Below are 20,783 nucleotides of genomic sequence, written 5' to 3'. Positions count from 1 at the left end.
TTAACCAAGGAGGAGGAAACAATGAAAGCGCCAATTACCGCGTTGATCCTTGCAAGTCTTGCGTTCGCCGCACCCGCCCGCGCGAACGACGATGTGCAGGTGATTTCGACCCCCCTGCCGGTGGAGCACATCACGGTGACCACCCCGCGGGGCTACAAGGATGTGAAGGCGGATATCGAGAAACTCGGTCGCCTCGACGAACTGCGCCCGCTCATCAGGAGCAACGACGTCGAGGCGCTCCGGGCGGGGGCCAAGCGGATCGCCGGAGAGGATGGGCTTGCGATCCACTACATCGCCCTGCATGGCGACCTCTTGGCACTCAAGGGCCAGAAGCGCGAGCTCGTCGCCTACTACATCGGCAACATCCTTTCCGCGACCGAGATGACCAACGTCGATCCGGCCGCCGGCTTGTATGCGCCGCTCCGCGTGGTGGTCTACGCCAACAAGAATGGCGGAACGACCATGGAATACGACAAGCCGAGCACCCTGTTCGGCCAGTTCAAGCGCCCTGAAATCGATGCAATTGCGCGCTCGCTTGACGACCGGATGCAACGGCTCCTGCTCAAGGTGAGCCGCGCACCGGGAACATCAAGCAACTGATCTTCAAAAAAGCCCACGCGGCCATGGTCGCGTGGGCAATCTTCTTCCCGCAGGCGTCCGGCGGGGACCTCAAGGCGCGGCCGACGGAGGGTGCCCAGTTTGGGGCTCCTCCGCCGCCGCACCGCTCAAAAGATGGCGGCTGCGCTCTTGAGCGTCAGCCAGATGCCCCAGACCATCGGGATGCCGACCGCCGCCCAGGCCAGGGCGGCCTTGCCATCCAGGCCGCCTTTGCCGATGCCGAACGCGCCGCTTGGGCCGGCATCCTTCGACACCGCCTTCGCCTGGAGCGCGGCCACCTCGGCATCGCTCATGAACCAGCGCTCGGGTAGCGGGCGCACCAGCGCGTTGGCGATCAGGCCCAGGACCAGCATCCCCGCCAGGATATACATGGTGAAGTCATAGACTTGGTCGCGCGGAATGCCGGCATTGATCTGGAATTCGCGGATATAATTCACCACCACGGGGCCGATGATGCCGGCCGTCGCCCAGGCGGTGAGCAGGCGGCCGTGGATCGCCCCCACGAACTGGGTGCCGAAGACATCCGCGAGATAGGCCGGCACGGTGGCGAAGCCGCCGCCATACATGGACACGATCACGCACAGGATCGCCACGAACAGCGCCTGGCTTCCCATGTGCGCGGCCGAGGGCGCGAGCGCATAGAGGGCGATGCCGAGGATGAAGAAGGTGTAATAGGTGTTCTTGCGTCCGATCTTGTCCGACATCGAGGCCCAGAAGAACCGGCCGCCGATGTTGAACAGCGACAGCAGGCCGGCGAAGCCCGCGGCAATCGCCGCGATGGCGGCTTTCTGCCCTCCATCAAGCTGCGTGAACGACAGTTCCGGATGGCCGAGGAGGCGGCCGCCGAAGATTTCCTGAAGCATGGGCGAGGCCATGCCGATGACGCCGATGCCCGCCGAGACGTTCAGGCAGAGCACCGCCCAGATCAGCCAGAATTGCGGAGTCTTGTGCGCATCGCGCAGATGAACGTTGCGATGGGTGATCATGGAGGACTTGGTCGCCGGCGGGGTCCAGCCCTCGGGGCGCCAGCCCGCCGGGGGAATGCGATAGCCGAAGGCGCCGGCCATCATGAATACGAAATAGATGGCGGCCATCACCAGGAAGGTCTGCCACACGCCCACGGAGGTGGTGGTCTTGAAGGCATTCATGAGCATGTTGGCCAGCGGGGCGCCGATCATCGCGCCGCCGCCGAACCCCATGATCGCCATGCCGGTGGCCATGCCGCGGCGGTCGGGAAACCATTTGATCAGCGTCGAGACCGGCGAGATATAGCCGAGCCCGAGGCCGATGCCGCCGATCACACCCGCGCCGATCCACATCAGCCATAATTGGTGTGTCAGGACGCCGAGCGCGGCCAGCGCGATGCCGCCGCACCAGCAGCAGGCCGAGACGACGCCCGCCTTGCGCGGGCCGGCACGCTCCAACCAACCACCCCACAGGGCGGCCGAGGAGCCCAGAAGCACGAAGAACAGCGTGTACATCCATCCAAGATCGGCGACGCGCCAATCGCAGGTGGTGGTGAACAGCGCGGTGGCGAGGCTCATGTTCGGGCAGGCAACCGGCTGGTTGACGCCGATCGCGCGTGAGAGCGGAAGCCAGAACACGCTGAAGCCGTAAGCCATGCCGATGCACAGATGGATCGCCAGCGCCGCCGGCGGCACCAGCCAGCGATTGAAGCCGGGCCGGGCGACGATCCGCTCGCGGTCCAGAATGCCGATCCCGCTGGCGGGACCGTCGAATGTATTCACGCTTGCTGTCATGAGTCTTCCCCAGTGCTTTTGTTGCTTTGAGAGCTGCGAAAGGGCTGCACGGGGGACAGGCGCACGCATCGCGACCGGTGGCGGGTCGCGTTGAGAATAATTGCTGCACTGCCGTAATGATGCGAGCCCTGAGGGTCTGCGTTTCCTGGTCCTTCACTTGTTTTTCTTTTGGGAAGGAAAGGTCGCAATTCGCATGCCACATGGCCGGCCGAGGTATTGCAACGCTCTTTCGGCCGACACATTTTTGTTTTGAGGACAAAAAGTCCCGCCGTTAGACAGAATGTCTCTTGCAGTGCATCAATCTGCTTGGGGGAGGAACACCGTAAAGGTCGTTCCCACGCCCGGCGTGCTCTCCACCTGGATCGCCCCGCCCTGGCGCGCCACCAGCTTCTGCGTGATGGACAGGCCAAGGCCGGTCCCGGTGCTGCGCTTGGTGGTGAAGAAGGGGTCGAAGATCTTCTCCAGCACCTCGGCGGCCATGCCCACCCCGGTGTCGGCCACCTCGATCAGAATGCCGGGCCGCTCCTCCTGCGTGCCATCGCGACTGCGCAGCGTCAGGACCCCGCCATCGGGCATGGCGTGGATCGCATTGACGATGAGGTTGACGAGCACCTGCTGAAGCTCTGTGCGGTTCATCAGCACCTGGCGTGTCGCCCGGTCCTCCCGCACCACGGCGATGCCGCTGCGGTTCATCAGATGCTGCACCAGGGGAAGGCAATCGGTGATGATGTCCGCCGGCGCGTGCCGCTCGATGAAGCCGGCATATTCCTCCGGCTTTGCAAATTGCAGCAGCTTGTTGACGATCTGGCTGATGCGGTCGATCTGCTCGTCGATCAAGCGGAACTCGGTACGGCCCGAATCCACCTGCCGGCCGAGCACGTCGCGCAGCACGTCCAGATTGCCCTGGATGACCGCGATGGGATTGTTGATCTCATGGGCGACGCCGGCGGTGATCTCGCCGATCGCCGCCAGCTTCTCCGACATGATGAGCTGCTTGGTCGTCGCCTCGATCTGCCGGTTGGCAAGCTGGAGCTCTCGGGTGCGTTCGTCGACCCTTCGGTTGAGGTCTTCGTTCCATTGCACCAGTTCGCGTTCGCGTGCGGCGAGCTGGTCCAGAAGATGGTCGAGATGCATGGCGACGCGGCCAATCTCGTCGTCCGCGCGCAAGAGGCCGGTGCGGGCGTCCCGATTGCCGCCCTCAACCGACACGATGGTGTCGTTCACCTGTTCCAGCGGCTTGAAGATGCCGCGCGCCCATCGCAGGAAAATCGGCACGCTCGCGGCCGAGACGGTCACGAATGCGAGGATGACCGCCAGGAGGGTGGTGTATTTCGCGTCGGTGAACGGTCGCTCCAGGAACCCCACATAGAGCATGCCCACCCGCTTGTCGTAGCTGTCGACGATGGGCTCATAGGCGGACATGTACCAGTCGTTGACCACGAACGCGCTGCCGAGCCAGATCCGGCCCTTGCCGAGCACCGCCTCGCGCACCGCATGGGACACCCGCGTGCCCAGCGCCCGGCGCCCTTCGAACAGGCGGACATTGGTGCTGATCCTCACATCGCCCAGGAACAGGGTGGCCGTGCCCTGGCTGCCCTCCGGCAGGCTGGCGGCCTGGTAGACGAGATCGTTGATCGTATCGATGAACACGAGATTGCGGTTGAGCAGGATGCCGCCCACGAGCACGCCCCTGCGTCCGCCCGGCAGCTGAACCCCGGCGGCAGTATGGACCACCATGCCCCGCGTCTCCTCGCGCCGATCGCTCGCAACCGCATTCGTGGTCGGCACGAGCTCCAGCAGCGCCCGTTCGGCGAGGGCGGGGGAGATGGCGGCAAGCTCGGCATTGGAAAAGACATCGATCGCGGCCCGCCGATCGCCGCGCAGGCCTGCGTCGATCACCGGCCAGTCGTCGCGTACGTCGGCCCTCGCGAACCGCGGGGAGGCGGCGAGGATCGCGCGGTCCGCGTCGAGCACATAGAGGAAGTCGAGTCCGAGCGCCCGGCGGCGCGTCTCAAGGAGTTCGGAAAGGCCGGTGTCCTCGCTGCCGCCGGCCACGTCCCGGAACAGCGCCGAGAGGCCGAGCGCCTCGATCTGGTCGCGGTTATATTCCAGCATCCGCGCCAGATATTGGTGCGCGATGGTCAGGTCGCCATCGACCTTCGAGACCAGCAAGGCGTCGAACTTGGCGTTCCAGCGCACCATGGTGACGCCGAGCAGCAGCGGCACCACGACCAGGGTCGGCAGAAGCGCGATGGCGAGCAGTCGGAAGCGGACCGAGCGTTCCGGGCGCCGGGCGGCGGCCCGGTCAGGAGTCCTGGACATTGTCAGCGGTCCCGGACATTCCACTGCGCGCATTTGCGGTCGATCGTCTTGCGCGAGACGCCGAGGCGGCGGGCGGTCTCGGCGCGGTCGTGGCCGGTGGCCTCAAGCACAGTGAGGATGTGGCGCTTCTCCACCTCTTCCAGACTGTTTCCGAGCACGGCCGGAGCGCCCCCGCGCAAGCCGGGGAAATCGTCGGGGAAGCGTCCAAGAATGAGGGTCCGCTCGATGAGGTTGCGCAGCTCGCGGATATTGCCAGGCCAGGGATAGCGGCCAAGGGCGATGCGCGCCGCTCCATCCAGCATCACCGGCGGCATGCCGAGCTGCCGCGACAGCGTGCGCATGAACAGGCCAGCGAGCTCCTGCACGTCCTCGCCCCGGTCGCGCAACGGGGGAAGATGCAGTTGCAGCACATTGATGCGGTAAAACAGATCGGCCCGGAAGCGCCCCTGCTGGACTTCCTTCTCCAGCTCCCGATTGGTGGCGAAGACGAAGCGCAGATCCACCGGCACCTCGCGTTCGGCTCCCACCGGACGCACCCGGCGATCCTCGATGACGCGCAGCAGCTTGCTCTGCATGGCCGGCGGCAATTCGCCGATCTCGTCGAGGAACAGCGTTCCGCCATGGGCGTGGATGAACAGCCCGTCGCGCGCCGAGACCGCGCCGGAAAACGCGCCCTTCAGATGCCCGAACAGTTCGCTCTCAATCATGTCCTGCGGAATGGCGGCGCAATTCACCGGCACGAAGGGCTTGTCGGCGCGGTCGGACAGAAGATGCAGCGAGCGCGCGGCCACTTCCTTTCCGGTCCCGGATTCGCCGGTGAGAAGTACGGATGTGGGCAGGGGCGCGACCCGCGAGATGGTTTCGCGCACCTTCTGAATCACCGCCGACGTGCCGATCAGCTTGTCGCGCAGAATGCCACGGTCGGCGCTTGAGCGCAGCTCGTGCTGAAGCACGAAATTCTCGCGCTGAAGGCGGATCCGTTCGAGGCAACGGGCGACGGCATTGATGATCTGGTTCGAACGGAACGGCTTCAGGACGAAATCCGCCGCCCCCGCCCGAAGCGCCTGGATCGCCGTCTCGAGATCGGCATAAGCGGTGATGAGGATGGCATCGGCGAACAGGCCCACGGTGCGCTGCTCGGCCAGCCATTCCAGGCCGGTCTTCCCGGGCATGATGTTGTCGATGATGATGACGTCGAAGTGCTGCACGTCGAGTTTGCGGGACGCCTCCGCGGTATCTGCGGCCTCATCCACCTGTTTGCAGCGCGGCCGCAGGGTGCGCACCAGGAAATTGCGGATGCCCGGCTCATCATCGACAACGAGGACGGAGGCCTGGGCGAGCCAGGGGCCAAATTCGGCGTCCGCCGTCCCCGTGCGCGCACGGGGGCCCGATTGTAGCTTTTCCGCGCCCGAATATTCTTCCGTCATGAGTTTACTATGGGCGAGCAAGCACGCCAATGCAAAGACCACGCCCGCCTTTCTGTGGTGCGGAACACAACCGCCGGTTCACCCTTCAGCGTGATGAGCGATGATCGAAGGCCGTGCCCCAACCGCGGCCCGGGCGCGGCGGCGGTTGGGGATTTTGGGGGAGCTCAGGCCAGGGAGCTCAGGCCAGATCGAAGCGGTCGAGGTTCATCACCTTGGTCCAGGCCGCCACGAAATCCTTCACGAACTTCTCCTTCGCGTCCGCCGAAGCATAGACCTCAGCCAAGGCACGTAGGATGGAGTTCGAGCCGAACACGAGGTCGACGCGGCTGCCGGTCCATTTGAGCTCGCCGGTCTTGCGATCATGTCCTTCGTATACGTCCGTGGTGTCGGGCGCGGCCGTCCACTTGGTGTCCATGTCCAGCAGATTGACGAAGAAATCGTTCGTCAGCACGCCGGGGGCCTCGGTGAGGACGGCGGCTCCGCCCACATTGATGTTGATGGCGCGCAGGCCTCCGACCAGCACGGTCATCTCCGGCGCGGTCAGCGTCAGGAGCTGGGCCTTGTCGATCAGCGCCACTTCGCCGGGCACCGCATAGCCCGACTTGTGGAAGTTGCGGAAGCCGTCCGCCTTCGGCTCCAGCCATTGGAAGGAGTCGGCATCCGTCTCCGCCTGCGAGGCGTCGGTGCGGCCTGGCGAGAACGGGACAGCCACGTCATGGCCGGCCGCCTTCGCCGCTTGTTCGACGCCGGCATTGCCGGCCAGAACGATCAGGTCGGCCAGCGACACCTTCTTGCCGCCGGTGGCGTTGAGGTTGAATTCGCCCTGGATGCGCTGGAGGATCGTCAGCACCTTGTCGAGCTGCTCGGGCTGGTTGACCTGCCAGTCCTTCTGCGGGGCGAGGCGGATGCGCGCGCCATTGGCGCCGCCGCGCTTGTCGCCGCCACGGAAGGTGGAGGCTGAGGCCCAGGCGGTGCCCACCAGTTCGGAAACGGTGAGGCCGGAGGCCAGCACCTTCGCCTTGAGCTCCGCCGCGTCCGCCGCGTCGATCAGGGGATGATCCACCGCCGGCACCGGATCCTGCCAGATCAGCACTTCCCGGGGCACTTCCGGACCCAGGTAGCGCGAGCGCGGACCGAGATCGCGATGGGTCAGCTTGAACCATGCCCGGGCGAACGCTTCGGCGAAGGCCTGCGGGTTCTCCAGGAAGCGGCGGGAGATCTTCTCATAGACCGGGTCGAAGCGCAGCGACAGGTCGGTGGTCAGCATGGTCGGCTTATGCTTCTTCGACGGATCGTGCGCATCCGGGATGACGTCCGGCGCGTCCTTCGCCTCCCATTGGATCGCGCCGGCCGGGCTGCGGGTCTGCTCCCATTCATATTTGAACAGGTTCTCGAAGAAGTGGTTGCTCCACTGGGCGGGCGTCTGGGTCCAGGTGACCTCAAGGCCGCTGCCGATGGCGTCGGAGCCGAAGCCGGTGCCGAAATTGCTGGCCCAGCCGAGGCCCTGGGCCTCCAGCTCGGCGGCTTCCGGGTCCGGTCCCTTGTGGGATTCGGGGGCCGCGCCATGGGTCTTGCCGAAGGTGTGGCCGCCGCCGATGAGCGCGACGGTCTCTTCGTCGTTCATCGCCATGCGGGCGAAGGTCTCGCGGATGAAGGCGGCGGCGGAGAGGGGATCACCGTCGCGGTTCGGGCCTTCCGGATTGACGTAGATCAGGCCCATCTCGGTGGCGCTCAGCGGCGCGTCGAATTTGTCGAGGGCGCGATGGGTGAGCCAGGCGGTCTCCGAGCCCCAGAACACGTCCTGGTCCGGCTCCCAGGTGTCTTCGCGCCCGGCGGCAAAGCCGAAGGTGCGGAAGCCCATGGTCTCCAGCGCCACATTGCCGGTGAGGATGATCAGGTCGGCCCAGGAGATCTTCTGGCCATACTTCTTCTTGATCGGCCAGAGCAGGCGGCGCGACTTGTCGATATTGACATTGTCCGGCCAGCTGTTCAGCGGGGCGAAGCGCTGCTGGCCGCGGCCGCCGCCGCCGCGGCCGTCCGCGAGGCGATAGGTGCCGGCGCTGTGCCAGGACATGCGAACGAACTGCGGGCCATAATTGCCGAAGTCCGCCGGCCACCAATCCTGCGAATCGGTCATCAGCTTGCGCAGGTCGTTCTTCAGCGCCTCAAAATCGAGCTTCTTGAACTCTTCGCGATAGTTGAATGCCGGGTCCAGCGGGTCGGACTTGGCGGAGTGCTGGTTCAGCAGATCCACACGCAGCTGGCTCGGCCACCAGTCGCGATTCTGGGTCCCGCCGGTGCCGTGGGCGACCGGGCATTTGCCCGTGCTCTCCTCAGTCGTCGCGTTCATGCTTCCCTCCGATCCAGGCTGCGGGCCAAGCGAGACAATCGACCGGTCCGAGCTTCACACGAACGCCTCTTACCAAATCTCTGTCATTAGATTAATTCTGATTTACTGATTGCTGTGATAAGTTCAGCTTATGAAAAATCTGACATTCAAGCAGCTCCGCTATTTCGAGGCGTTGGCGCGGCATGGCCATTTCCGACGGGCTGCCGAGGCCTGCGGCATCTCCCAGCCTGCCTTGTCGATGCAGATCAAGGAATTGGAGCGGGAGGTCGGCACCGAGCTGTTCGAGCGCAGCGCCCGCCAAGTTCGGCTGACCAGCTTCGGGGAGGAGTTCGCCCCGCGCATCCGCGACATTTTGCGCTCCATCGACGAATTGGGAGATCTGGCGCGCGCCTCCCGCGACCGGCTGATGGGGCGGCTGCGCATCGGCGTGATCCCGACGGTCGCGCCCTATCTGCTTCCAACCCTCCTCGGCAGGCTGAGCCGCCAGCACGAAGGTCTCGACATCCATGTGCGCGAGACGCAGACGCCAAGGCTCCTCCAGGAGCTGGAAGACGGCCGGCTCGACACGGCCATCGTCGCCTTGCCCGTCTCCGAGCCGGCCCTGGTCGAAATCCCCCTGTTCACCGAGAATTTCGTCCTGGTCCGGCCCGGCGCGGATGAGGGAAAGCCGGTGCCCGCCCCCGATGCGCTGCGCGAGATGCGCTTGCTTCTGCTGGAGGAGGGGCACTGCTTTCGCGATCAGGCCCTGTCGTTCTGCAATGTGGATATACGCGCGACGCCGCGCGATTTTCTGGAGGCGAGTTCCCTGTCCACCCTGGTCCAGATGGTGGACGCCGGCATCGGCATCACGCTGATACCGGAAATGGCGGTGGCGGTGGAGACGCGCTCGGCATCGGTGTCCGTGGCGCGCTTCGCAAGTCCCGAGCCTTCGCGAACCATCGGCATGGTCTGGCGCAAGACAAGCCCGCTCACGAAGCAGCTTGTGCAGATTTCTGACGTGGTCCGCAGCTCCACCGATTTCATGCGTGAGCAGTGGGAGGCATGCGAGGCCAATTAGCGCTTGGAACCGCTCGGCGTGATAGCGCTCGATGAGTGGCGTGACCTTCCGCGTTTCGAGGTCGAGCACCATCACGCCGTGCATATAGTCGGCGATATAGGTCCGGCCCGCCCCGCCCGAACTTGAGGTCGTTGGGCCAGCCATGGTAACGGGCCACTGCCTCACATGTGCCGTCGGAGGAGACGCGGACGATGCGCGCGTTCTGGACATTGACGCAGTAAAGCAGGCTCATTTTCAAAGCTTGGCCCCTCCAGCAACCATTTGGAACACGGCTGGAGCCTAGTGCACATTCGGCGAATACCGATTCGCTGAACGTGCTCTAGGCTTTTGTTCTGACGCGTTTTCTTAACGCGAAACCGGACTCCACTTTTGCTGAAAACGCGCTAGGGTGTGGCGGCGATCAGCCCGCTATCGACGATGCTTTCCGTTCCGGTGACGTAGCAGCTCTCGTCATTGGCAAGGAACAGGACCGCATGCGCGGTGTCCCAGCCGCTGCCCATGTACTTCATGGGAATCTGATTGTTGCGGCGGGGCAGAAACGCTTCCGGATCATCCTTCGCGTATTTCTGCACGAGATTGTCCAGCAAGGGCGTCTGCATGAGCCCCGGCACGACGCAGTTCAGGCGGATGCCCTCGGCGACATAAATGACCGCGATCGCGCGCGTGAACTGGATCAGCCCGGCCTTGGCCCCGAGCGGCTGCGACATCCTCCCGAGCGGGTCCGTCAGGATGCAGGATCTTGTGAACCTCCCCCTCATATGCGGGTCAAGCGCCAGCACCGCGACCGAATACGTCAGTGCGGTCTTCCTGCAGAAGGGGTTGGTCTATCAGCCAAAGTTTGTCTTCGAGCAGGTCGCCATCGCGGCTGGGTTCGTGCGCAAGGGGTTGGGAATCGTCATCCAGCCCTGTCTCGGCATCACGCTTCAGCCAGCCGAACCGTTCCTCCGCTCCTCCGCTCCATGACCAGGGCGATGCCCTGGCCGATGCCAATACACATCGCCCAGGCGAAAATGGAGCCTTGGCGTTGAGACTTTACGAGGTTCGGCCGCACTGCGCGATCTTGGGCGCCGTTCTATTCCCCCACGGGGACCGGACGCAGAAAGTCGAAGTCGCAGCCCTGGTCCGCCTGGAGCACCTCGCGGTAGTAAAGCCGCGCATAGCCACGCTGGGGCGCGGGGCGTGCGGGGGGGTGATCGTGCCTGCGGCGCGTTAGTTCGTCCTCATCCACCAGCAGGTCGATGGTACCGGCTTTGACGGACAGGCGGATGCGGTCGCCGTTGCGCACCAGGCCCAGCGGACCACCGGATGCCGCGTCGGGGGCGACATGCAGCACGATGGTGCCGTAGGCGGTTCCGCTCATGCGCGCATCTGAAATCCGCACCATGTCCTTGACCCCCAGCCGCGCGAGCTTCTGCGGGATCGGGAGATAGCCGGATTCCGGCATGCCGGATGCACTGCGCGGCCCGGCATTCTGCAGCACCAGGAAATCGTCGGGCGCGACGTCGAGGTCCGGGTCGTCGATCCGTCCGGCGAGATCCTCCAGCGAGGTGAACACCACCGCGCGTCCCTCCCGTTCGAACAGGGCGGGGTCGGCCGCGGCGCGCTTCAGGATCGCACCGCGCGGGGCGAGGCTGCCGAACAGCGCCACCAGTCCTCCCTGGGGCTGGAGCGGCGCATCCAGGGCCTTGACCACCGTGCGGTCGACGAAGGCGGGAGCAGGCGCAAGGCGTTCGCCGAGGGTCTCGCCCGCCACGGTCATGCAATCGAGGTGCAGGAGCGGCTTCAGTTCGCGCAACACCGCGCCGATGCCACCGGCGGCGTGCAGGTCCTCCATGTAATACGGGCCGGTGGGCTTCAGATCCACCAGGACCGGGGTGGTGTCGGAGAGTTCGTTCAGACGCTTGAGGTCGATGTCTACCCCGGCGCGCCCGGCGATGGCGGTGAGATGAACGATGCCGTTGGTGGACCCGCCGATGGCGAGCAGCACCCGGATGGCGTTTTCAATCGACTTCGCGGTGATGATGTCGCGGATGGTGATGCCGGCCCGCGCCAGTGACAGCGCGGCGGCGCCCGAGGCCTCGGCGGCGCGGAGGCGGTCGGCATGCACCGCAGGAATTGCGGCGGTGCCGGGCAGCATGATGCCCAGGGCCTCGGCGATCGAAGCCATGGTGCTGGCGGTGCCCATCACCGCGCAGGTGCCGGTGGTGGTGGCGAGATTGCCTTCCACCTCGCCGATGGTCGCGTCATCGATCTCGCCGGAGCGGTATTTCGCCCAGAACCGGCGGCAGTCCGTGCAGGCACCGAGCCGCTCGCCGCGCCACCGGCCGGTCATCATAGGCCCGGTCACCAATTGCACCGTCGGCAGGCCCGCCGAGACTGCGCCCATCAGCTGGGCCGGCACGGTCTTGTCGCAGCCTCCGACCAGCACCACCGCATCCATGGGCTGGCCACGGATCATCTCCTCGGTGTCCATCGACATGAGGTTGCGGAAGAACAGGCTGGTGGGATTGAGGAACACCTCGCCCAGCGAGATGGTGGGGAATTCCAGGGGCAGGCCGCCGGCCGCGAGCACGCCGCGCTTCACCGCCGCCACGAGTTCAGGAACGTTGCGGTGGCAATTGTTGAACTCACTGTAAGTCGAGGCGATGCCAACCACGGGCTTGTTCAGCAACGCCTCGGAATAGCCCATCGACCTGGCCATGGAGAGCCTGAGGTAACGGGCGAAATCCCGATCGCCGTAATTTGTGAGCCCGCGGGCCAGGCCGACGGGGGAGGGGTCTTCACTCATCTCGGTCAAGCTCGAATCTAGAGGGAGTCGCGGGGAACCTGGCCGAATGCGCGCAGATACGCCGCCTTGGAGGCGGGGAGGTGGTTGCGGCACAATTGCACCAGGAGATCGCTGTCCAGCGCTTCGATCGCCGCGATCATGGCATGGTGTTCCTGGCGCGCGGCTTCGCGTTCGTGCGGGGCGGTGAGCACCAGGAAACGGATGCCGTGGGCGCGCTGGGCCGCGGCGGTGATGGCGTCGGACAGGAAAACGTTGCGGCAGCAGCTGAACAGCTTGCGGTGGAAGGCGAGATTGGCGCGGAAGATCGCGGCGACCTCGCCGGCGGCGATCGCCGTATCATGGGTCACCTGGAGGGCCTTCAGCTCGGCTAGGTCGTCCGCCGGCATGGGAAGCGCGATCAGGCGCGCCGCCTCGGCCTCCAGCAAGCCGCGCAGCACATAGAGTTGTTCGACCTCCTCGACGGTGTAGCTGCGCACCTGGGCGCCACGGTTCGGGATACGCTCGATCAGGCCCATCCGATCGAGTTCGATCAGCGCCTGCCGGGCGAGATGCCGCGTCGCGCCGAAACGGGCGATCAGATCCTCCTCGATCAGGCGTTCACGTGGGTGCAGGCGGCCCAGCACGATGTCTTCCTCCAGTGCGGCCACCATGGCCTCAAGGGAGGCCGGCTCCGGCTTTTCGGCGGTGCGGCCATCGCTGCCGGAAGGGTCGGCGGTGGCAGCGCGAACGGTTCTCGTCAACCCAAAGCTCCTGTCGCTGGAACGCTCTCAGCGCATCTTCATACACCAACGTCAAGGCGCCACGACCGTCAAGATAGTTATCGCCGAGATTATTGACAATCTTATTGACGCGAAAATTTGCCTCTCCTACGGTGTCGTCCCATCGCGATGCGGCGCCAGCTCGTCCGAACGGCGCTTCATTCGAACCAAAATAAAAATAGGGGTGCGCACTCCTGAGAACCGCTGAAGGCGGTCCAGATGCGTTTGAGGGAGACGAAAATGAGTATTACGCCTGCAACTGACAGGTCTATGCCCGCAGAGGACCTGAGCCTGAGTGGATTTTTCCGGAGTATGACGCCGCCGGAGCAGCGTACATTCTGGGCCTGCTTCATGGGCTGGGCCCTTGATGCCATGGATTTCATGATCTACCCGCTGGTGATCGGCACGATCATCGCGATGTGGCAGGTGGATCGCGGCATGGCGGGCCTTGCGGTCACCGGGACCCTCATCGTCTCCGCGCTCGGCGGCTGGCTCGCGGGCTTCCTGTCCGACCGGATCGGGCGGGTGCGGACCCTTCAGATCACCATTCTGTGGTTCTCCGTCTTCACCCTGCTCTGCGCCTTCGCTCAGAATTTCGAGCAGTTGATGATCATCCGCGCCCTGCTCGGGCTTGGTTTCGGCGGCGAATGGGCCGCAGGTGCCGTGCTGATCGGCGAGACCATCCGGGCGCAGTATCGCGGCCGTGCCGTGGGCACGGTCCAATCGGGCTGGGCCGTCGGCTGGGGCGCCGCCGTGCTGCTGCAGGCGGTCTGCTACACCATGTTGCCGCCCGAGGTGGCGTGGCGCTGGATGTTCGGCCTTGGCGCGATTCCCGCTTTGCTGATCTTCTTCCTGCGCCGCTACGTGGAAGAGCCGGAGGTTTCGGCGGTCTCCCGCCAGTTGGAAAGCAAGACCAAGGATCGCCCCTCGCTGTGGGAGATCTTCTCACCCGGCGTCCTGAAGATCACGTTGCTCACGTCCCTGCTCTGCACCGGCGCGCAGGGCGGTTACTACGCGGTGACCACCTGGCTGCCCACCTATCTGCGCGTCGAGCGCGGGCTGACGGTGGTTGGCTCCACCGGCTATCTGGCGCTGCTCATCGTCGGCAGCTTCATCGGCTATGTCTGGGGCGCCTATCTCGCGGATCGCATCGGCCGGCGCCGCCTGTTCATCCTGTTCTCGATCCTCGCCTCGATCCTGGTGATCGCCTATACGCAGCTCCCCTTGTCCAATCAGGTCATGCTGTATCTGGGCTTCCCGCTGGGCATCTGCGCCTCGGGCTATTTCTCCGGCCTCGGCGCCTTCCTCACCGAGCTTTTCCCGACCCGCCTGCGCGGCTCCGGCCAGGGCTTCGCCTATAATTTCGGGCGCGGCATCGGTGCTTTGTTCCCGGCATTGGTGGGTTTCCTCTCGTCTCAGATGGCGCTTTCCAGTGCCATTGCGATCTTCGCCGTGCTCGCTTACGGATTGCTGCTTGTGGGGGCGCTGGCTCTGCCGGAGACTCGTGGAAAGGTGCTGCACCCCGATGAGTGATCCCATAATCCAAAACGGGGAACCGCCGGCCTGTCCGGGGCCGGATCCCCATCCGCGTGGTGCGACGCGCTTCAAGGTGCCGGTGGGGGCGGTGGACACCCATGCCCATGTGATCGGTGCGCCACCGGACTATCCCCTGATGCCGAACCGGAGCTACACCGCTCCGGTCGCCACGGCCGCCGATTATCTCGGCATGCTGGATGCCACCGGCATGACCTACGGCGTGCTGGTCCAGGTCAGCGTCCATGGCACCGACAATCGGCTGATGCTGGAGACGCTGCGGGCCAACCCGGCCCGCCTGCGGGGCGTGGCCGTGGCGGACCTCGGCCTGTCGGACGCCGTTTATGCGGAGCTGAAGGAGGCGGGGGTCGCCGGGTTGCGCATCAACGCGCTGTTCGGCGGCGGCGTCAGCCTCGATCTCATGGAGCGCTACGGGGACTTGTGCGCCGAGATGGGCTGGCACCTCCAGTTCCTCCTGGATGCGCGGGACCTGGGCGAACTCGGGCCGCGCATCCGCAAGCTGCGCGCGCCCGCGGTGGTGGACCACATGGGCCATTTCCCGGCATCGGAAGGCATCGAGCACCCCGGTTTCCAGGAACTCCTGCGGCTGGTGGCGGAGGGTGGCTGGGTCAAGCTCTCCGGCGCCTACCGCCTTTCGGTCGAGGGCGCACCCTATCGGGACACGACCCCGCTGGCGCGCGCGCTGGTCGAGGTCGCGCCAGAGCGGTGCGTCTGGGGTTCGGACTGGCCGCATGTGTCCACCTGGACACCCATGCCCAATGTCGGCGACCTGCTCGACCTGCTGGCCGACTGGGTTCCCGACGAAGCCACGCGCAATCGCATCCTCTCGGACAACGCACACCGCCTCTACGGCTTCAAATCCTAAAACGTCCGTCTGGCCGGTCCCTCGGGGATCGGCCGACGCCTCAGGCTGGCGGTAGCGCCCGCTGGGAAGCGGCGGGTTGGCGGGCCGATCCTTCAGGTCACCGGTTCGAAACGCCAGTCGGCGCGCTTACATCTAGCGGATGCCGACGCGCAAGAAGGCCTGGATGAATTGCCGCTGGAAGATGAGGAAGGCGATCATCAGCGGCGCCACCACCATGAGCGTCGCGGCGCTGATGATGGAGATGTTCACCCCGCTTTCCGGCGCCCCGAACAGCGAGAGGCCCACGGTGAGCGGCCGGGTGTCCGCGGAATTGGTCACGATCAGCGGCCAGAGGAAGTTGTTCCAGTGGGTCGCGACCGAGACCAGCGCATAGGCGAGATAGACCGGCCGGCTCGCGGGCACATAGACCCGCCAGAGCACACCCAGCCAGGAGCAGCCTTCCACGCGCGCCGCCTCTTCCAGCTCCAGCGGCACGGACTTGAACGCCTGCCGCAAGAGGAAAATGCCGAAGGCGCTCGCGACATAAGGCAGGCCCATGCCGGCGATGGAATCCAGCAAAGCGAGGCGCGAGACCATGGCGTAATTCTCGACGATCAAGACCTCCGGCAGGATGAACAGCTGAAGCAGGACCAGCACGAACAGCGCCTCGCGTCCGGGAAAGCGGAAGCGGGCGAAGGCATAGCCGGCCAGCGTGCACAGAACGAGCTGGCCCGCGAGGGTAAAGGTCACCAGCAGCAGCGTGTTGAGCGCGTAAGTGAGCCAGGGCGCGGCGGCCCAGGCGGTGCGGTAATTCTCAAAGGTGAGCGGGGACGAGAGCGAGAAGTCGAGCGCCTGGCCGGGCGGATGGAGCGAGGCCCAGGCGGCGAACAGCAGGGGCGCGATCCAGACCAGCGCGAGCAGCCAGGCGCCCACGGCGTCCAGCGCTTCGCCCCAGCGGATGGGATGGCGGGAGGCGGGCGCCGTCATCGGTAGTGGATCCGCTTCTCGACGATGGTGAACTGGAACACGGCGACGCCCCCGAGCACCAGCAGCACCAGCACGGTCAGGGCCGTGGCACGGGCCGGGTCGAAATAGGAAAAAGCCATCTCCCATATCCAGTAGAGGACGAGCTTGGTCGCATTGTCCGGGCCGCCCTTGGTCAGGATGAACAAATGGTCGATGAGCTTCACCGAATTGATGAGCGCATTGATGAAGATGAAGGCCGTGGTGGGCATCAGCAGCGGCAGCAGCACGCGGCGCAGATAGGTGAAGCGCCCGGCGCCCTCCACCTGCGCCGCCTCCTTGAGGTCGGTCGGAATGGTCTGCAGCGCCGCCAGATAGAAGATCATGAAGAAGCCCGCCTCCTTCCACACCGTCACGACGATGATCGCCCAGAGCGCAGTCTGTGGTTGGCCGAGCCAATTGACCGGCGGCAGGCCGAACAGGCCGGTGAAGCTGTCGATCACCCCAAGGCCCGGCGTATAGAAGAACAGCCAGAGGTTGGCCGCCGCGATCATGGGCAGGATGGTCGGGGTGAAATAGGCGCCGCGCACGAAGCCGCGTAGCGGCAGGCGGGCGTCCGCCCACAGCGCCATCACCAGCGCCAGCGCGATGGAGAGCGGGATCGTCACCCCGGCATAGAGAAGATTATTGCCCACCACAGTCCAGAAATTGGGGTCATGGATGAGGTCTAAATAATTCTCGACGCCGTTGAACACGGACGGCCGGCGCGCGGTGCCGCGCGAATGCAGGCTCGCCCAGAAGGTCGCGGCGGTGGGCAGGAAAGCGAACAGCGTCAGAAGGGTCAGCGCCGGCGCGAGCAGCATCCAGCCATACAGGGCATGGCGGCGGCGCTGCAGTCGCGCGATCGGATCCAGCACGCGTGTCGGGGCACCTGTCTCGGGCATGGGCGGCTTTTTTTGGCAATGCGGGGGGCGAACTTTCCGCCCCCCGCTGGTTCACGAAGGCGATCAGTGCTTGTAGGGCTTGAGCAACTGGTCGGCGGTGGCCTGGGCGGCCTTGAGCGCCTCGGCGGGGCTCTTGGTGCCGGTGAGCGCCGCCTGCACGGCGTTGTTCAGCGCCTCGCGCACCCGGGCGGTCTCCCAGGTGGAGAATTCGGCGATGGCGACCTTGAGCTGGTCGCGGGCGACGAGCGCCTGGGGGAAATCCTTGCCGTAGGCTTTCAGCTTCTCGGTCTCGTAGGCGGCCGGGCTCACGCCCACATAGCCGGTGGCGATCGACCAGTCGGCGGCGCGCTCGGGCGCGGTCATGTAGCGGATGAGCTTGAGGGACGCGGCGCGCTCAGCCTCGGAGGCGTTCTTGAACAGGTAGAAATTGCCGCCGCCGGTGGGCGAGCCGGGCTGCTTGTGGGCCGGAAGCTCGGCGACGCCGAAATCGAACTTCGCTTCTTTCTTCACGGCGGTGAGGTTGCCGGTGGTGTGCCACATCATGGCCGTCTGGCCCTGCACGAAGGCCTGGCGCAGCGTGCCCCATTCCACGAGGCCGGCGGGCGAGATCTTGGCGTCGGTGGTGAGCGAGCGCCAGAAGGCGAGCGCCTCGATGACCGCCGGATCATCGAAAGAGACGCTGGCGCCGTCCTTGCTCATCAGTTCCTTGCCGTTCTGGATGGCGAAGCACTGGAACATCCAATAGGGATAGCCGGTGCCCGGCACCATGAGGCCGTAGCGGCCGTCCTTGGTGAGCTTCTTGCCCGCCGCCACCAGCTCGTCCCAGGTCCGCGGCGGCTTCTCGGGGTCGAGCCCGGCCTCGCGGAACATGTCCTTGTTGTAGAACATGACGATGGTGGAGCGCTGGAAGGGAATGCCCCAGGTCTTGCCCTCGACGCGGCTATTGGCCATCAGCGCGGGATAGAAGCCGGCGAGCCAGGCCTTCTCTTCGTCGGTCTTCACCACGTCCTCGAACGGAACGATGAGGTCCTGTTCCACGAGGTCGTAGGCATCAATGGAGAACAGCACCGAGAGCTGGGCCGGCTGGCCGCTCTTGAGTGCCGCCAAAGCGCGCACGCGGGTATCGTCATAATTGCCGGCATAGACGGCATTGACGTGGACGTCGGGGTTCTCCTTCTCGAACCCGGAGATCATGTCGTCGATGACCTTGGTCAGCGGCCCGCCGACGGCGATCGGATAATACATCGTCAGCTCGGTCTTCGCGAAGGCCGGCATCGTTGCGGCAACGAGCAGGCTCGCCGCCGTGGCGGCGGCGGTGAAGAAACGTCTCATGGTCAGTGTCCTTCTGGCCTTGGGGGAACGCATACAAGGTGAATGGGAAGGGTCAGGCCGCCGGGGGCGCGGCCGTCTGTTGTGCGGGCTGGGGTTCGGCGTTGGTTCGCGGCCCGGCGCCTGCGCAGATGCTCCGGCCGCTGTCGCGGTCGAACCAATGGGTGGCGTGCTCGGCCCAGGACAAGGAATGGGCCGTACCGGGGGCCGGGTCGATCCGGCCGGGGACGCGGGCGATGAGCTGGGGGCCGCCCTCGATCTGGAGATAGACGAAGGTCTCCGCGCCGAGGAATTCGCTGGCCACCACCGTCGCCTCCAGCCACCCGGTGCCAGCCGGCTGAAGGCGAAGCGCCTCAGCGCGCACGCCCGCCATCAGCCGCGTGCGGGCATGGCCCTGCGGGGGCTCCGGCACGCCCGCAAGCTCCGCCGGGATCAAAGTCATGGGCGGCGAGCCGATGAAACTTGCGGCGAAAGCGGAGGCAGGCGCCTGATAGAGCGCGGCGGGCGCGCCCTCCTGCTCGATCCGGCCCTGGCGCATGAGGATGATATGGTCCGCCATGCCCATCGCCTCGGTCTGGTCGTGGGTGACATAGACCACGGTCATACCGAGCCGGCGTTGCAGCGCGCGGATCTCCTGGCGCACGGAATGGCGCAGCTTGGCGTCGAGGTTGGAGAGCGGCTCGTCCATCAGGCACAAGGGATGGTCGGCGACGATGGCGCGGGCCAGCGCCACGCGCTGGCGCTGGCCGCCGGAAAGGTGCGCGGGCTTGCGCGCGTCCAGGCCCTCCAGGCCGGTGAGCGCGAGCGCGTCCTTCAGCTTGCGGTCCCGCTCCGCCCGCGGCACATGGCGCACCCTGAGGCCGAACACGATGTTCTCCGCCACCGTCAGATGGGGAAACAGCGCGTAGGATTGAAACACGATGGACAAGCCGCGCGCGGACGGCGGCAGCGCGGTGACGTCGCGGCCGTCGATCTCGACGCGTCCACGGTCCGGCGTCTCCAGCCCGGCGATGAGGCGCAGCGTGGTGGACTTGCCGCAGCCGGAGGGGCCGAGCAAAACGGTGAACCCGCCGCGCGGAATGGCGAGGGAGAGGTCGTCGACGCCGCCGCCGCCCTCGAACAGGCGGGTCACGCCGTGAAGGCGGACGAAGTCCCCATTGGTTGAGAGCGCGCTCATGGGGCCTCCCCGGCGGCGATGCGGACCCGCGCGCCGAGGCCGTCCGGGTCGAACAGCGCGGCGAAGGCCGGTGGCGGCGGCGCGTCGAGCACCAGCAGGTCAATGTCGGACAGATGTCCGCCGCGCGCCGGCGCCGGCCGGCCGAACTTGCTGACGTCGGCCACCAGAACCGAGCGGCGGCAGCTTTCGCGCATGGCGGAGCGGGCCAGGACCTCGGCGCGGTCGAAATCCACCAATGTGCCGTCCGGCTCGATGCCGCCCACGCCGAACACGCCGAAATCGACACGGTAATTGCGATACATCTCCTCCACGTGCGGGCCGAGCACGTCGCGATCAGGCAGGCGCATCGCCCCGCCGGGGATGATGATGCGGTTGGAGGCGGTGACGCTCAGCGCCATGGCGACGTTGAGATTGTTGGTGATGACGGTCAGGTCTTCATGGCCCTGCATGGCGAGGGCGACGAATTCGGGCGTCGTGCCGATGCCGAACGAGAGCGAGGCGCCGTTGGGGATGAGGCCGGCGACGAGGGCGCCGATGGTCTGCTTGGCCGTGGGATGGACGATGCGGCGTGAATCATAGGCGAGGTTGAGGCGGGGTGCCTCCACATATTCGGCGCCGCCGCGCCGCCGGCGCAGCAGATTGGCGTCGCACAGGATGTTGATGTCGCGCCGGATGGTCTGCGGGGTGACGCAGAAATGCTCCGCGAGCGTCTCCACGCTCAGGAATCCCCCCTGGCGGGCGAGATCGACGATATCCTGTTGCCGAAACGTGATGTTCATGCTCGCCCGTCTGCATGTTCATTTGAACATGGAGCGGACGGTAAGCTTGTTCATTGAACGCAGGGTGTCGGTTAGATGACGTTCGAATGAACGCGCGGCATCGTGGGCCGGAG

17 protein-coding genes are annotated in these 20,783 nt (G+C 65.7%); 5 read left to right on the top strand and 12 right to left on the bottom strand.

Annotated features, from left to right (window positions below; genetic code table 11):
* Positions 1-21 precede the first annotated feature (21 nt).
* Positions 22-600, top strand: a complete 579-nt coding sequence (locus V5G24_RS17265) for a DUF302 domain-containing protein (protein WP_394080763.1) — start codon at positions 22-24, stop codon at positions 598-600.
* Positions 601-725: 125 nt separating this feature from the next.
* Here V5G24_RS17265 and V5G24_RS17260 read toward each other — a convergent pair whose 3' ends face one another.
* The 4 genes from V5G24_RS17260 to katG form a co-directional block, all read right to left on the bottom strand.
* Positions 726-2,378 carry an OFA family MFS transporter gene (locus V5G24_RS17260; protein ID WP_394080765.1) on the bottom strand — a complete coding sequence of 551 codons (1,653 nt, stop codon included), beginning with the start codon at positions 2,376-2,378 and terminating at the stop codon, positions 726-728.
* Positions 2,379-2,675: 297 nt separating this feature from the next.
* Positions 2,676-4,700, bottom strand: coding sequence for a sensor histidine kinase (locus V5G24_RS17255; RefSeq protein ID WP_394080768.1), 2,025 nt, complete (start codon positions 4,698-4,700; stop codon positions 2,676-2,678).
* A gap of 2 nt (positions 4,701-4,702) precedes the next feature.
* Positions 4,703-6,127 (bottom strand): sigma-54-dependent transcriptional regulator, encoded by a 1,425-nt coding sequence (locus V5G24_RS17250; RefSeq protein WP_394080770.1) that lies wholly within the window; start codon positions 6,125-6,127, stop codon positions 4,703-4,705.
* 178 nt (positions 6,128-6,305) lie between these two features.
* On the bottom strand, positions 6,306-8,477 hold the full coding sequence (katG, locus tag V5G24_RS17245; protein ID WP_394080772.1) for a catalase/peroxidase HPI: 2,172 nt from the start codon (positions 8,475-8,477) through the stop codon (positions 6,306-6,308).
* 130 nt (positions 8,478-8,607) lie between these two features.
* Between katG and V5G24_RS17240 the strand changes: the two genes are divergently transcribed.
* Positions 8,608-9,534 carry a hydrogen peroxide-inducible genes activator gene (locus tag V5G24_RS17240; RefSeq protein ID WP_394080774.1) on the top strand — a complete coding sequence of 309 codons (927 nt, stop codon included), beginning with the start codon at positions 8,608-8,610 and terminating at the stop codon, positions 9,532-9,534.
* A 383-nt stretch (positions 9,535-9,917) separates the two neighbouring features.
* Here V5G24_RS17240 and V5G24_RS17235 read toward each other — a convergent pair whose 3' ends face one another.
* Positions 9,918-10,241 carry an SDR family oxidoreductase gene (locus V5G24_RS17235; RefSeq protein WP_394080776.1) on the bottom strand — a complete coding sequence of 108 codons (324 nt, stop codon included), beginning with the start codon at positions 10,239-10,241 and terminating at the stop codon, positions 9,918-9,920.
* A gap of 34 nt (positions 10,242-10,275) precedes the next feature.
* Between V5G24_RS17235 and V5G24_RS17230 the strand changes: the two genes are divergently transcribed.
* On the top strand, positions 10,276-10,497 hold the full coding sequence (locus tag V5G24_RS17230; RefSeq protein WP_394080778.1) for a type 2 periplasmic-binding domain-containing protein: 222 nt from the start codon (positions 10,276-10,278) through the stop codon (positions 10,495-10,497).
* A 109-nt stretch (positions 10,498-10,606) separates the two neighbouring features.
* Here V5G24_RS17230 and V5G24_RS17225 read toward each other — a convergent pair whose 3' ends face one another.
* Positions 10,607-12,322, bottom strand: a complete 1,716-nt coding sequence (locus V5G24_RS17225) for a dihydroxy-acid dehydratase (RefSeq protein WP_394082065.1) — start codon at positions 12,320-12,322, stop codon at positions 10,607-10,609.
* Between the two features lie 17 nt (positions 12,323-12,339).
* Entirely contained in the window at positions 12,340-13,062 is a 723-nt protein-coding gene (locus V5G24_RS17220) for a GntR family transcriptional regulator (RefSeq protein WP_394080780.1), read from the bottom strand.
* A 258-nt stretch (positions 13,063-13,320) separates the two neighbouring features.
* Here V5G24_RS17220 and V5G24_RS17215 point away from each other — a divergent pair, with 258 nt between their 5' ends.
* Together V5G24_RS17215 and V5G24_RS17210 are read left to right on the top strand one after the other, a co-directional pair.
* Positions 13,321-14,613, top strand: a complete 1,293-nt coding sequence (locus tag V5G24_RS17215; RefSeq protein ID WP_394080782.1) for an MFS transporter — start codon at positions 13,321-13,323, stop codon at positions 14,611-14,613.
* On the top strand, positions 14,606-15,499 hold the full coding sequence (locus V5G24_RS17210) for an amidohydrolase family protein (RefSeq protein WP_394080784.1): 894 nt from the start codon (positions 14,606-14,608) through the stop codon (positions 15,497-15,499). Before V5G24_RS17215 ends, V5G24_RS17210 begins: the two co-directional genes overlap by 8 nt.
* Positions 15,500-15,631: 132 nt before the next feature.
* On the opposite strand, the gene V5G24_RS17205 is transcribed toward V5G24_RS17210, so the two are convergent.
* The 5 genes from V5G24_RS17205 to V5G24_RS17185 form a co-directional block, all read right to left on the bottom strand.
* Positions 15,632-16,465 (bottom strand): carbohydrate ABC transporter permease, encoded by an 834-nt coding sequence (locus V5G24_RS17205; protein ID WP_394080786.1) that lies wholly within the window; start codon positions 16,463-16,465, stop codon positions 15,632-15,634.
* Complete coding sequence (locus V5G24_RS17200; RefSeq protein WP_394080788.1) at positions 16,462-17,385, bottom strand: carbohydrate ABC transporter permease; 924 nt, start codon at positions 17,383-17,385, stop codon at positions 16,462-16,464. Before V5G24_RS17200 ends, V5G24_RS17205 begins: the two co-directional genes overlap by 4 nt.
* Before the next feature lie 63 nt (positions 17,386-17,448).
* On the bottom strand, positions 17,449-18,717 hold the full coding sequence (locus V5G24_RS17195; protein ID WP_394080790.1) for an ABC transporter substrate-binding protein: 1,269 nt from the start codon (positions 18,715-18,717) through the stop codon (positions 17,449-17,451).
* A gap of 52 nt (positions 18,718-18,769) precedes the next feature.
* Positions 18,770-19,891, bottom strand: coding sequence for an ABC transporter ATP-binding protein (locus V5G24_RS17190; RefSeq protein ID WP_394080792.1), 1,122 nt, complete (start codon positions 19,889-19,891; stop codon positions 18,770-18,772).
* A complete protein-coding gene (locus tag V5G24_RS17185) occupies positions 19,888-20,670 on the bottom strand; it encodes a DeoR/GlpR family DNA-binding transcription regulator (protein ID WP_394080794.1) in 783 nt (260 codons plus the stop codon). The genes V5G24_RS17190 and V5G24_RS17185 overlap by 4 nt, the downstream gene beginning before the upstream one ends.
* Between the last annotated feature and the right edge of the window lie 113 nt (positions 20,671-20,783).

It is taken from the genome of Roseixanthobacter finlandensis, assembly GCF_043195105.2.
Lineage (GTDB): Bacteria > Pseudomonadota > Alphaproteobacteria > Rhizobiales > Xanthobacteraceae > NCEH01.
Note: the sequence above shows the minus strand (reverse complement) of the source record. Positions and strands in the feature narration are given on the sequence as shown.